The 14,587-nt window shown below is 29.6% G+C and carries 13 protein-coding genes; 1 reads left to right on the forward strand and 12 read right to left on the reverse strand.

What is annotated here, in order from left to right:
• Positions 1-89 precede the first annotated feature (89 nt).
• A complete protein-coding gene (locus AC6H4V_RS12210; protein WP_497608065.1) occupies positions 90-1,388 on the forward strand; it encodes a DNA polymerase Y family protein in 1,299 nt (432 codons plus the stop codon).
• On the opposite strand, the gene AC6H4V_RS12215 is transcribed toward AC6H4V_RS12210, so the two are convergent.
• From AC6H4V_RS12215 to AC6H4V_RS12270, 12 genes are all read right to left on the reverse strand, one after another.
• A complete protein-coding gene (locus AC6H4V_RS12215; protein ID WP_497608066.1) occupies positions 1,383-2,036 on the reverse strand; it encodes a hypothetical protein in 654 nt (217 codons plus the stop codon). The genes AC6H4V_RS12210 and AC6H4V_RS12215 overlap by 6 nt on opposite strands.
• Positions 2,037-3,230, reverse strand: a complete 1,194-nt coding sequence (locus AC6H4V_RS12220) for a nucleotidyltransferase domain-containing protein (protein ID WP_497608067.1) — start codon at positions 3,228-3,230, stop codon at positions 2,037-2,039.
• Entirely contained in the window at positions 3,227-4,372 is a 1,146-nt protein-coding gene (locus tag AC6H4V_RS12225; protein ID WP_497608068.1) for an SAVED domain-containing protein, read from the reverse strand. Before AC6H4V_RS12225 ends, AC6H4V_RS12220 begins: the two co-directional genes overlap by 4 nt.
• Before the next feature lie 377 nt (positions 4,373-4,749).
• Positions 4,750-5,421, reverse strand: coding sequence for an RloB family protein (locus AC6H4V_RS12230; protein ID WP_497608069.1), 672 nt, complete (start codon positions 5,419-5,421; stop codon positions 4,750-4,752).
• Positions 5,422-5,424: 3 nt separating this feature from the next.
• Positions 5,425-6,702: an AAA family ATPase gene (locus tag AC6H4V_RS12235; RefSeq protein WP_497608070.1), complete on the reverse strand. Its 1,278-nt coding sequence runs from the start codon at positions 6,700-6,702 to the stop codon at positions 5,425-5,427.
• Between the two features lie 93 nt (positions 6,703-6,795).
• On the reverse strand, positions 6,796-8,130 hold the full coding sequence (locus tag AC6H4V_RS12240) for a hypothetical protein (RefSeq protein ID WP_497607942.1): 1,335 nt from the start codon (positions 8,128-8,130) through the stop codon (positions 6,796-6,798).
• Positions 8,131-8,217: 87 nt separating this feature from the next.
• A complete protein-coding gene (locus AC6H4V_RS12245) occupies positions 8,218-8,817 on the reverse strand; it encodes a gamma-glutamylcyclotransferase family protein (protein ID WP_497608071.1) in 600 nt (199 codons plus the stop codon).
• A gap of 101 nt (positions 8,818-8,918) precedes the next feature.
• Positions 8,919-10,421 (reverse strand): AAA family ATPase, encoded by a 1,503-nt coding sequence (locus AC6H4V_RS12250; RefSeq protein ID WP_497607943.1) that lies wholly within the window; start codon positions 10,419-10,421, stop codon positions 8,919-8,921.
• A gap of 169 nt (positions 10,422-10,590) precedes the next feature.
• Positions 10,591-11,094, reverse strand: a complete 504-nt coding sequence (locus AC6H4V_RS12255; RefSeq protein WP_497607944.1) for a hypothetical protein — start codon at positions 11,092-11,094, stop codon at positions 10,591-10,593.
• Between the two features lie 10 nt (positions 11,095-11,104).
• A complete protein-coding gene (locus AC6H4V_RS12260) occupies positions 11,105-12,295 on the reverse strand; it encodes an AAA family ATPase (protein ID WP_497607945.1) in 1,191 nt (396 codons plus the stop codon).
• Between the two features lie 78 nt (positions 12,296-12,373).
• A complete protein-coding gene (locus tag AC6H4V_RS12265; RefSeq protein WP_497607946.1) occupies positions 12,374-13,087 on the reverse strand; it encodes a hypothetical protein in 714 nt (237 codons plus the stop codon).
• A gap of 324 nt (positions 13,088-13,411) precedes the next feature.
• Positions 13,412-14,539, reverse strand: a complete 1,128-nt coding sequence (locus AC6H4V_RS12270) for a DUF4238 domain-containing protein (RefSeq protein ID WP_497607947.1) — start codon at positions 14,537-14,539, stop codon at positions 13,412-13,414.
• Between the last annotated feature and the right edge of the window lie 48 nt (positions 14,540-14,587).

A 14,587-nucleotide genomic window follows, 5' to 3' on the forward strand; every position in this document is an offset into this window, starting at 1 on the left:
AATTAGTTGAATATATTTCAACTATTTAAGTATAAACCTTTTTATTAGTTATATTTTATTCAATTAATACTTTATTGGAGTTAAACTATATGAAAATACACCTAGATTTGGATTGCTATTTTGTATCTGCGGAAAGAACTAGATATCCATTTTTAAAAGGGAAAAATGTTGTTGTTGCTAAAGGAAGTGATAAAAGAATCTTCTCTAAAGAAAAAAAAGAAGGAGTAATTGTTGGAAATAATGGAGCTTTTAATAGTGTCTTAGAGTTCAAGAATTCCTACAATGTTAATAACATTTTAAAAGAGTGGAGAGACGAATTTATTGATGAAAATGGAAAAATTCATGGCATTGTAATTGCAAAAAGCTATGAATGTAAACCCTATGGTATAAAAACAGGAACACCACTAAGAGATGCAATTCACATGTGTCCTAACCTCATAATTTTACCTAGTGATCATCTCTTTTATGTAGAGCTTTCTCAGAGGCTAAAAGCATTTTTAGAGCTTAAAATTCCAGTTTTAGAAACCTATAGTATTGATGAATATTTTGGAGATTTGAATGGCTGGATAAAAGATGAAGATACTTTAGAGTTTATAACAGAGCTTCGTGATGAGATTATGCAGAAATTTGATTTACCTATTACTATTGGAGCTAGCAAAAGTAAATGGATTGCTAAGCTTTTAACAGATTGCGTAAAACCATTTGGAGTAATCGCCCTGCCCCAAGAAAAAGTTTATGAATATACTAATAATATCAATGTAAATGATTTTCCAGGTATTGGAAGAGCCATTTCAAAAAAACTTGATTACTACAAAGTTAAAACACTTGGAGAACTTAGAGACCGCCCCAACCTACTCTACTCATATGGAAAAACTGGTAGAGATTTATATCATAGAATTTGTGGGACTGATAATGAAAAAGTGATCCCCTACAGTGATAGAAGAGGTATAGGTATTAGTAGAAACTTTAAAGCAATAATAGATAGAAATGAAGTGTATCGACGAGTCATGATACTAGCAAGATATCTAAGTTATACTATTGCAAAAATGGGACTTAATCCAACAACTTTTTACTTCAAAATCAGATATGAATATGGACTAAAAAACTCTCAATCTATTACGGAAAACAGACTATTTAATGAACGATTTTTGATAGATTTAGCAAAATCTATGATTAAAAAACTAGACAATCACTTAAGTTATAAAATCCATTATATTGCTATAAGTGCTTCTAATTTTGCAGGTGCTCATAACCATAAAACCTTTTGTTTAATTGACTACGAAAAGGATTTAAAATTTGCCTCTTTAAATGAAAAATTGCTCAAAGTTAGAGATAAATATGGGGTTGATATTGTTAAGTATGCAAATGAAAACACAACAATTTTATAAACTGTTGTGTTTGATTAAAAAAGATTTACGAGATGAATAATTTCTAAACTCATTTATTTTAAAATTTAACTTGAATTTACATTTACCTAATCTACTGAAACAACCACAAGGGCATGGTTGTTTATTTGCAATTCTTTTTTTCATTGAAAGCAATTTTATTACCTGCTTTATAGAATCTTTTCCTTTGATACCAAATATTTTTTCATATTCATCTATGATACCTTTTTCGCCATGTGCCAACTCACCAAAAACCAATTTTTCGCCATCTTGTATTTTTAATGAAACTCCATATAAATATGGAATCAAACAATATTCTACAAAACCTTCAAGAGTTTTATTTTTACTCAATAAATACAATAGTCTTAACGGCGAACCCAAGCATAAAGTATTATCTGGATTGATATGATATTCTTCCTTACGAGGAATTTTATTTCCTATCTCTTCAACCTCTGGAATTGTAAACGGAAAATTATTTGCAACTTTAATTCGTATTTTATAAAAATCTTCAACCTCTCTGTATCCATCAGTTTTAGCAGTAAAATATAATTTACCTTCAACTATTAAGCCATCATTTTTTGACGGCCTAATAGACATAGATCTATGCTTATCTAAAAAATCTTCCAGCTTAATTTTACTTATTAAACTCATCTAAGATTTTTTCCATGGACTAGCAGTATCTTCTTTTTTAATATGATAATTACTTGAAAAAGCTGAACTAGCAGCTAAACCTAACATTGTTCCTATTTTATCGATAGAGTTTAATGACAAGTTCATTTTTTCAGATATTAAATCAGAATCAAATCCACTATTATCACTTCCAGTCATTGAAGCGAAATCTCTTCTTGCGGACTTTAACCAAAGGTAAAAATTCTCTTCCAATTTTAAATGAGCATATGATGCATCATCCCATTTATCTGCAAAATCTTCTTCTGGGTGCGTTGGGTTGGGGACTTTTTTACCACTTTTATTTATATACTTATCCATATTATCAAGAATATTTTTTAAGGCATCCGCTAAATTTTCTTCCCCATTGTATGCTCGCCCTGCAAGAGTTGTAATAATAACTGAAATTGGTTTTGAGTCGTCGTTATCCTTAAACATATTATCTCGATGTCTTTTTAACAGCTGTACAGCTCTTTGCAAAATTGTTTTTTGATTAAAGCTTGGCAGTTTATCAACTTGAGCCTTTTCCATTAACAATCGTGTAGCTTGATTTTTTTGCATCATTGCTTCAAACCATAACGCATATCCCTCTGGATTGCTAATATTCCAATCACTATCAATTTTTGGATAGTTTTCTTTATCAGTATCAGTTATTGAAACAGACTTGCTCGAAATTTTCCTAGACAAGTTTTCATCAGATACATAGTTTCCATAAATATCCTCATAAATCAAATTTGATATTGATTCATCAAGAGGAATACAAGGAACAACATCCATATGGAAGCTTAGTGAGTCTTGATATTCAAGTCTCCAACATCTTCTCTTTTCATCTTTTTTTGATTTGATTCCTCTAGCATTTCTGTACAATTCAAGTTCTTTCCCAACAAGCTCTTTTAAATCTTTTTGGCTGTGTGTACTTTTTGAAATACCATCCCTGATATTACAAGCTAAATCCAAATCATACTCTTCATTATTGTTAAGAGGTCTTATAGCTGTTCCGAGTCTAAATGAACCTTGGGGGAATACATGTACATCGTTATCTTTAAATAATGACTCATCTCTCCCGAACCATTCACCTAAGTCTTCATATCTCTCTTTTGCTTTTTTATAAGCAGTATCAGGTAGCTCTAATAGCTCTACAATATTTTCTAAAATTAGTGTCTCTTGTTGTTTTGTCATTTGGCTTCTCCAATAGTTATAGCTTCAATAAATTTATCAGCTTTGTTATTTTGGTCATAAATGATCCACTGCATGTCTGATTTTGGCATTCGTACTCTTCCTAATTCAATTGCACACGATATTGGCATTGCAGGAAAAATTTTTAGCGGTTTTTTTGAATGTTTCTCATTTATTTGAACCATGAGTTTTCTAAGCTCTTTACGAAATAATGAGAGTTGTGATTTTGACCTCATAAAATCATTATGTAAAAAGCTTTCAGGAACTGTGATTTCCCATATATTTACATCTTGACCTGTAACTTCATAAATTCTATCTCTTGAGATTTTTCCACTTAATGAGAGAATAAGAACAGGCTCTTTTTCATACTCTTCATCATTTGTTACAATAAACTCAAAACCTTTAGGCTCTTCTTGCCATCGCCAAGTTTTTGGTTCTCTAATTGGTTGATATGTATCTACTGATATTTTATCTGTAAATAAACTACCGAGCTTTATCAATAAAGGCATTGGAGCCATAGCAAATATTGAAAAATCTCCAGGATCTTTTTCTTCAATATTAGGTTCAATATATTTCGTAAATATTGCTTCTAAATGTTTTAATTCAATATTCCAAAAATCTTTATCATTATCTTTCAATTCAGATTGCATAGATAATGTTATAGGATTTTCATTTGCAGGGTATTTATCTGGAAACATCGCAGCAATTGCTTCATTTTTTTGTATTAGTGATTTTTGATCACTTATATTAGCACCATAAAACACTACATGAGATTGTTTACTTGTTTCAATACCTGTAACAACATTAATTCTTTGTTCGTGTTTTTGCTTCCATTCTTGAAGCATTTTTGCAGGATATTTAGATTCATTTCTATCAATTTTGACATGACATTCATGACACATTAGCATTAAATTATCTGTTTCATTTAACGCATCTTTATTAAAAACAAATGGACCCCATCCTCTAGGACCTTCTTCTGAAAAAGAGTATATATGAGCTTTTTGTGCGATATTTACTCTTTCTTGCGTAATTGAAGATTTGAATAAAATTTTATTACAACCTTCAAACTGGCATCTACCAGCACTTCTTGCCCAAAGTTCTCTTTCAACTTCTTTTTTTATATACCTCGTAACTTCATTAGCCAATCTATTATCCTTTCTAGCTAAATAGTGTTACCAAGAGTAATGAGCTTAAAAAAGTACATTGACTATACAATCGTTTTATATTTATATAATCTGCAATCAACTATAATCTGTCTGATCAAAAACATTATAGATTAATTGTTTTAAACTTACTAGCTTGATAACACTTAATTTATACGCATAGCGTAACCAAATAACCTGATTGCCGTCAGGTTATACGCTTATAACCATATATCATCTGTGTATTTATCTTAGATTTTATCTTTATTCCCTATCAACTCCTTGTATTTAATTTCTATTGAGAATATTATCCCATTGTAAAATTAAGTAATTTTACAAACTTTTTTAAAAATGGTTCAATAATATTAAAAATTGCCATATTATTTCTCATCTTTTAAATCTTTGAGATAATCAACTAACTCATCCATCTGTGTTGTCGGATTATCAGTACCGTTTCTTTTAGCTGTTTCATTTGCTCTTTTTGCATTTGCTACTGCCATCTCAAGCCCAGACTTTATGATAGGTAACATAATCGCCCTATCGCCTTTTTCATAATCTTCAATGAATACTTTCAAATTATTCTTGATTAGATCCATACAAGGGCTATCTCCGCTTGTTCCAAACAGTTTTGTTGTATAGTCAAAATGCAACAATATCCAAAACTCAAAACATGGATTTGACACTATGGCATGAAGCTTTGTATCTTTATTTCTATATCCATTTATTTGAGCAATTGCTGCATCAAAATCAGCATGTCTATCCCTGTCTATCACACAAAACACATGGTCATAAGGATCTTTAGGACTCTCTTTTATCAATTCTTTTGTATACTTCACTACACTTGTAGGGCTTGAGTCACTATTTGGATCTATTTTAATATTTGCTTGAGACAGTTTTAAATGACCTCTCAATGCCATTAAGTAATGAGGTTCTGTCTTTTCTCCCTCACAAACTATAAGCACTTTGTCATAAGGCTCTCTGCTCTCTTTAGCTCTTTGAAGCTGTGTTACTTTTGTAGCTTTACGCTTATGAAATAGATCATCCGTACCCATGAGTTATTTCCCCATAGCCATACTTATATCTTGAAAAAATGGTAACGCACCATATCTTCCAGACAAGTATCCTTTTTCAAGGTCTTCAACCCCTTTTCTAGGGCTAAAATCAGTTAATGGATACAAGTTTGTAGCTCTATTTCGTTTTTCACAAAACCAAATCTGATCTCTTCTAAAAGTATCTTGATTTAACACTGATGTTTCATGTGTTGTAAAAATCAACTGTGCATCAGATTTATTCATATCTTTATTATGGAACATCTCAATTAAAAATTTCACCATTAAAGTGTGAAAATTATCATGAAGTTCATCGATAAGAAGTACATTGCCATTTTCCAATGAGTCAATCCATAGTCCGATAAAAGAAAAAAGTTTTCTAGTTCCATCTGACTCATCATCAAAATCAAGAGCAACTTTTTTCCCATAATTGTCTAAATGGTAAAATTTAGCTTCTTTAATAACTTCTTTACCCTTCATCTCTTTTATAATATCTTCTCTAATCTCCGCAGACATATCTTCAGGAAGCTTTGATGGATCAAAATCTTCTTTTTCTACCTGAATATCTTCAATATCCATATCTGCTGTTTTTAAAAACTTTAAAATTTCTTTTTTATAACTATCATCCGCACACATTCTCATAGTAAAAAGTGGGTTCCAACCAGAAACACCTGTAATTTTTAATTTATCCGCAAACCAATCAAATACAGGCTTTAACTGTTCACTGTTCAAACTAACCGCAGTAGAAAGGAATAATGCATTACTTCTTGTTGAATCTTTCCATACTTGCTTCTGACCTGTTAATTTGTCTCCAAATTGCCATTTATACTCTTTTGTTTCTTCATCATAAGCTCTAGCAAACCAGTTTTGGGGTCTTGTTTTAGGATATACAATAAGCCACTCTTCTGTAATTCTTACACTTGTAGTAGCAAATCCATATTGATACCTAATACCCTCATAAATAAAATTAATTTCAAACTCTGTTGGCTCATTAACCTCATTATCAAATAGAAATGGTTTGATAGGAATTCTATCCCCTCTTTGGTACTTTGAAGCACTCTCCAGTACAATATCTTGCATCGCATCAAGTGCTTTTAAAATATTTGACTTACCAGCAGCATTTGCTCCATAGATAGCTGCTGTTTTTACCAAAGACAAATTTTTTGAAGTTGTAGGCAAAAAAGTATGTGTATCAACAAACTCTTTTTGTGAAGAAGCTACCATGCTTAAAAGCTGTTCTTCTTTAATTGAGCAGAAATTTTTTACCTTAAAATCAACTAACAATAGGTATCCTTTCTTGTTTTAATACCAAATTTTAGCAAATTCATGCAAAAAAGTCAACTAAATAAGTATTTCAAGCGTTCTTTCACAATCCAATTAAACTAAAAATAATTTTTTGATTTCATTTAACTTAAATGATCCATTTTCAAAATAATCAATGTCATGTAGCATTTGATCAAGATTATCAATTAAATCTACATTAATTTTATTTTTATTTTGTTTCAAAATAGCGTAGCCATCTTCTAATTTGTTTGTAAAATTTAATATATTCGTTAATTTATAAATGTATTCACTTTTATAAGCATTTGTATTAAATAATAGCTTTACAACCATGTAATATATTGAATGAGTTTTATGGAAAGAATAAAATTCACCATGAGGGAGTGATAATATAACATTATCACCTTTTCTAACAACATTGTCTTCACCTACTAAATGTTCTAAATCTTTTATATAGTTATTTGCTATTTGCTCTAATGTTTCAAGCCCTTGAGAAGAATAAGGAAATGCTAAATCTGTTTGCATTAGATAAATATTTAACCAATTGACATTTAAAAATCTTAAACATTTACCACTTTTCGTATCAGCCGAAATTACCATGCCAACAAACTTTAATTTTTTTTCATCATCAAGTTTAAAAACTGGACTTCCACTCATCCCATCTATATTTTTTAAATTTTTGCAACTAAAATCAATTCTCATAAGCCCTTCTACGGCATCAGTTCCTATACACTTACCAAATAAAACACATCTTGCTATTTGCATGGATGAGTTTTGCTGTTCTTCATTTGGAATAATATGATTAAACTTTTTAGGAAAACCAATAGAAACTAATGTGTCCCCTGATGACAAATAACCTAAGTCTTTTAAATCATTACTTCCTGCTTGGTGTTGCCATTGTATAGAGTTCTCTAAGAAATCTTCAGTAAGAGTTATAATTGAAATGTCCCTAGATTCTTTTGAAAAAAACATATCATTAAACTCTGAACTAGCTTCATCTTTTTTTTCAAATGAATTACATAGTTCATGTGGTATAGGCATAGAATAAACATAATTTAAATTAAGTCTCGAAGTTTCATCTTTTAAGTCAAAATTACCAAACAAATATCTAGGAATAATAATATCAATATCATGTGAAAATTCAAGTGTTTTGTGAATACTTGATTTACCATGTAAAACATGTCTTGCAGTCAGAAATAAGTAAGCATTTGCATGTTTAATTATAAAACCACTCCCATCAAGAGAATATCTAAAACAATCTTCCATGTACTCATTATGATTATAATATACCACAGGTCGTACAGATTCAAAGAGCCTAAATTCATTATTTGCTAACAATTTTTTTAATAGTTTATTATAATATTTTTGATTCGATTTTAAGAATCTCTTAGAAATATTCTTAGTATCTTTTTTTAGCACTGCAATTTCCATACATATTTAATATAAAATTCGAATCAACTATCTAAGTACTAAGATTAAGTTGAAAAGTAATATATTTTTTAATATTTGATTTGCCATTTAGTTTAATCTTTCTAAAAAATGATTAAACTTTTGAATTTTATATTCTGAATTATTTTCCCAAACTTTCAAAGGTTTCTGATCTTTTGGAATATCTGCATCTTTTCGTATATAAACAAATGCTATCTTTTCACCTTTATGCGTTTTAACTTTTATTCTTTCTCTTTGATAAAAATCTGGTGCACCTTCAAACTCATCAATCTCATCAAGTATCTCTTTTCTATTAATTTGATACAATTCACCTTCTATTTTAGATATTGGTTGCGGTATTAAATATGGATAATTTCCAAAACTATCTTCAAACATTCCAAACTTTTTAATTGTTTGAGCTTTCCCTATTCTCTTGATTGATTTAGATAAAAGTCTATGATTATCAAAACCCTTCTTCAATGAACCATATACAAACAAATACTCATTAAAATGTTTTATTCTTGTAAAATGACCTCTATCTACTATTGAAATTAAACCTCTCTCATGTAATCTATGTAAATATTGACGACGTGTATCAATAGAAATACCTTCAATATCAATGTAAGAAAAAGGAAAAACTTTATCATATGGTAAAGCTTTAATTTTGGATTCTAACTGCTGTATTATCATCAAAACTTCTCCTTCTTTTATCGTTACTAAACAATAGCTATTTTTAAATAAAAACTGTCACGATAAACAATCCTTTTAATATATAATAAGAATATATTTCGTTAATCAAGCAAATCACCTAAAGTAATATCACTAGCTATATTAAGAGCATTAAAATGGCTATTTTTCTTTATACCATAGGTGGTGAGCATCACAAGTTTTAGATCGTATCTTATTTTTTGTTTTATGGCATGCTCTTTAAATTTTGCTACTTTATTTCGCAAGTTTTCTGCGTACTCTTTGGTTATGGTAAATTCATCATTGTAGTATTTGCACTCTACTATGTCATAGATATTGTTTTCATATTCTATGACCATATCGATTTGTGCACCTTTATCATCTTCTATATTTGGATCGGCAATATATTGCCAATAGGTGATATTTTTATAAAGTGCTGATAATCCACGCTTTTGTAGATATAGATCAATATTTATCATCATCACAGCTTCGTAAACAAAACCACACCATATAATATAACTAGGTGATGATACAATATTTGTAAAATGATTTTTCATAGAGACTATATCATTTTTACTAAGATCCTTTACCCATTTGTAGTGAAATAGACAAAATGGATCAGCTATGATATATTTTGTTTCTCTTGTTTTATTGTGCAGTTTATTGAGTGGTTTTATAAACCCTGTATCGATAAGCTCAAAGATAGCATTTCTTAGCCTTTTATTTGTTGGATCAGTTTGTTCTTTATCGATAATACTTCCAAGTTCTGTTATGCTCATGCCAGATTGCTTAGAACACAAAATATCTATCACTTGCCTATGGAAAGCATGCTTATCATAAAAGAGTGATTTAAAAAGTGCATCATACTCATCAAAAAGTGGTGCGGAGATATTAAAAAATAGATGATCTATATTTTGAGATATAGATAGTGATGAATCTAAAAAGCTAAGATACTTAGCCACTCCACCTAGTATCATATAGATATCAGTTGCACTTTTGTTATCGATATCAAACTTTTTCTCTTTTATAAGATACTCTTTTGTTTCTTTGAGTGTAAAAGGAAGCATCGGTATCTCTAAATCAACCCTTTGATAAAGTGGTCCTTTGGTGTCTTTTAAGATTTTGTTTTTTATCCAAGAAGCATTTGAGCCACAAAGTATAGTGATCACATTTTGCTTTTTTTGGCAATAGGTATTATAAAAATGTCCAAAAGCACTTAAAAACCCAGCTTTATTATGATTGTCTATCCAAGCAACTTCATCTATAAATATTACCACTTTGCCTTGATGATTCTTTTGAGCTATCTCATTTTCTATAGTTCTTTTTAAAAATATAAAAGCCTCAGCCCAAGTAGTTATAGGCTTTGTAGGTTCAACTTTAAACCAATCATAAATAGCTTCTATGAAATTGAGTCTTTGGGTATCAGCATCTTGATTATCACTTCCTGTGTATTCAAAAAAGATACAGTCATCACGATTGGTTTTAAACATATAGTTAATAAGGTAGGTTTTACCGATTCTTCTTCTTCCATGTACAACTACAAGCTTACTATTTTCAGTATCGCAAAGTTTATTTAAAAGTGCAATTTCTTTTTCTCTACCTATCAATATCTATCCTTTTTTAGTAGTTATTGAAAATATTATACATGAAATATTCAAAATATTATATAAAATTAGATATTTTGAATTTATAAATCATTTTCATAACTCAATAAATCCTTTACAATCTCCAAAGTTTCTTCTAAACTATTAACTTTATTTTTTGAAGTGAGAATCCTCACTGATTTTTCATAACAGCAACTAACTCTTTCATAGATGTAACATTGCTATTTTCCAATAAACTCTTCATAAATAAAGAACTATAGCTATCTTTATCAGTAGAAGAACCCGATAACTGAAGATGCAAAATATTCTTACATTGGATAGAAGTTGGTGGAATTTTTTGTCCTAAAACATCTAGTAACATTCCCTCTAAACAAAGAGGGATTGATTCAATTATATGTATATTGTTTTCTTTTGCTAATTTTTTTGTTTTTTCATCAATAACAATATCACTATCCATAAGAATATATTTTTTATCATATGCAATATGTCTAGTCTTTTTAACAGTTGTATTTACAATGTCATAAGGTGATCCACCATCAGCAGAATCAACTTTGACTTTTTGGTTTGTATTATTTGAAAAAAGTTGTTTTAAATGACTCAAAAAAGCTTTTTCACAAGCACCTTCCCCGACAATGATAAGGGTAGATACAACTACTTTTTTAATTCTTTTAGCCATAAAATACTACTTAAATATTAGGTGTTGCACCAAGTGCACCTGCATAATATTTTGCATATAAATTATCATCTACCCTAATACCACTCATCTCATCTAATCGCCAAGCTTCACTATGAAGATCAGTTTTTTCTACAAGATACACTTGATGTTTTTTAAGTATATTTAAAACCTCTGGAGTATGACAAGTAAAAATAATTTGAGCATTTTTAGGATTTGTATGTTCAAATTTAAAAAGCTCTAGTATAACAGGCAACATATGTGGATGTAAATCGTTATCTATCTCATCAATAATCGCCAAACCTCCATTTTGCAATACAGGAAGTAATCTTCTTAGTAATACAAATAAAGATTTTGTTCCGCTTGACTCTTCAAAAAATGGCAATTTAAATTGTTTATCATTCTCTCCATGAACACCAATTGGTAAATATACTTTTTCTAATTGACCCTCTGGTGTCTTTATTTCAACTTCATCAAGTTCTACAGAATTTAAACCTAAATCTAATTCACAAATGATTTTTATCATCTGCTCTAAACTTTTTGAGTTTTGTTTAAAATATTTAGCACTATCTATTAAGCCCTGTTCACTATAATTTTCTCTGCCACTCAATGTGACATTAAATACAAAAGATTTACCAAAAAAATCAATGAATTTTTTTGCATCTTCACTATCATTCATAAATGCAGCTGATATAATAGAAGCATTATCTTTCATTTTATTTGCAATTTTCACTTGAAAATCAAAATTCTTTTGCTTATACTCAAACTCTTCATCAATACTATTTCTCTCTCTAATGAATATGTAGCTAAATAATTTACTTGTTTTTTCATAAAGGGATTCATGAAGAACCTGACTTTTATTTAAAGTCAAATTGTATTTATATTCAATACCAGCAAGAATAAAATTGATTGAAAATATAGTATTGTCAGCTTTATAAAAACTATGAGGATGATAAGGAATTAAATCATCTGGCTTTAATTCTATATATGAGTTAGAAATAAACCATCCAATAAATGCAAAAGGTCTTATTAGTCCAGTTTTACCAGAACCATTTGCTCCTATTACAGATACTACTTTATTAAGTCTATTATTCTCAAGATTTACATCATAAAGTGACTTTGATGGTTTTTGGCTCACTTCAAATGATACAGAAGTCTCTTCATAAAACGAATAGAAATTAGAGAATGATATATTTTTAATCATATCAAAGCCTTTTATACAATTTTTTGTATATTATAGCTTACTATAACTTACAATATCTACATATTATTAAATTAATTACTACAACCAATCCTTCGCAATCTCCAAAGCTTCTTCCAAACTACCAACTTTAGCTTTACTTGTCGGCCTATCCCAAGCTCCACCATCTAAAATATAAACATCATATCTTATTCCTGTTGGCCATGCATCAAACCAATTTTTCTTTTGCTCTGCAACTCTTGTATTAAACTCATCTTCGATTTCAACTTTGTATGTAGTTTTTTCTTCTCCATAATGAGCTATAAGATCATCGTAATATGGCTTCATTCTTGAGTAGTACTCTTCATAGCTCTCTTCGTCATAACCTTGAGTTACGATAAAAGGTCTTTCCCACCACTCATCAAGTTCAATTTTTTCTCTATCTTCATGAGCTGTATTCCAAAAATCATCTGGTAATATTGGATCTATAGCAATTCCATCTACAATATTTTTTTGATTTTTAAAATAGTGCTTTTTCTTAAAATTAACTGTTGGATTATTATTTGAGAAGATTTGTTCTTTCATCATTTGTTCAAATTGTGCAGCAGTTAAAATTTGTGGCTGCATATCATTGTTTTGAACATCATCACTTTTTAAAACTGATTTTATAGCCCTATAGTCTTTATAGCCATACTCTTTTGCCAAAGCATTTTGAGCATGTCCAAGTTTTTCAAAGTTTTGTGATTTTTTAAGCTCTTTAGCTTGTTGTTTAAACTCTTCAATTGATGGTAATTGCTGTGTGTTTGTAGTATTCATATAAATCTCCTATTGACATATTTGACTTTTAAAATGACTACTTGTTCTCATTAGTAGTAAAAGTCAATATAACCAAAAGGTGACTTTACTTGAATTTATATCAGTTTTGCCAAACCATAAAAGGCGAGAACGGGTGGAGTTCTGATTTCCATTTATTATTCTACTAAAATTTTTATAATAGTTGTCTATAGTAAATCAAAATACAAATATATCCACCAAAAGCTTCTGATATTACATACTCATCTGTTAAGTTATTCTTTTGTGTATAAAATACATTGAGTAAAACTTTCCTATATTTTAAATTAAAAATCTACTTACTAGTCTTTAATCGATTACTTTGATATATTTTTCTTTTTTAAGTAGTTTTATAAGATGTTCATGCATTTCTTGAGCATGTCTTTCTTTTTCATCCCATTCTTTTTGAGATTTAGGTTTTCGTCCATATTCATCTTGTGTTACAATCAATTTTCCATCATTGCCTCCAACAAATATTTCTCCTCCACGACCAAGAAGGTTAAAGTTTTTTGCTTCTGATATAAAAACTTTGTCAAGTCCACGCCAATCTTTTCTCTTCAAAAATCGTTCAGGATATAACCATTCTTTTTCTGCTGCAGCAATATAACGATGTGCTCTTGTTTTAAGTATATAATTGATTGCTAAAACCTGTTGTTTATCTAAATATCGTTCTTTGATAATATCATCATACTTAATGATGGTATCATCAAAGAATCTTGGATTTGTTCTTGGTTCAGTAGCTTTTATAGGACTACGAGCATATTCTAGATTTGTAAGTATTGCACAATGATTTAGATCCAATGGAAAAATAGTTCTAGTTCCTTTTAGCTCAATTCCAGGATCAAATGGAAAAAGACATTGCTTGCTTTTAGGATAAAAAGAAGAATTATATAAAGTCACAGGATTGTCGCTGACGATAAACTTCACATACGAGTTTTCTGCACTAACAATCTCCATTGATGCTTCTGCCCACATAGTACAGTGCATTTGACGTATAGTTTGCATTTTATAAAGCACATCATTATGGTCTTTTGCATGTAATATTTGTTTTATCCAAGCTAGTCCTTTTGGCGTTCTTAATCTTTGTGCATCCATATACTCATAGTAATTTAGGATATGATTGTGAATTCTTCTTTTCCAATTTGGTGAAGCCATTGAATCAATTGCTTGAGTTCCTTTTGCATCAATCTCACCAAAAAGATACTTTTCTATATCATCATTTTCAATATCAAAATATTTTGTCGTATTCAAATTAATCTCATAAAAGAACTTATCTACTCCTTTATGAAGAATTTCAGCTTTTTTTATAATTTTGCCATTTGGTGTTTTAATTTGTTCAGGAAATAGATCAAGACGATGATATGAAGTTTGCCCCTGTAGCATAAATCTTTTTTGATACCATTTAGGAACATAATGATGTCTATGAGATATTTGCACTGCTTCCCTCCACTTTATTACTAATCTAACTAAATTTAAATAATCAGA

The sequence above is a fragment of the Sulfurimonas lacustris genome (assembly GCF_059705355.1).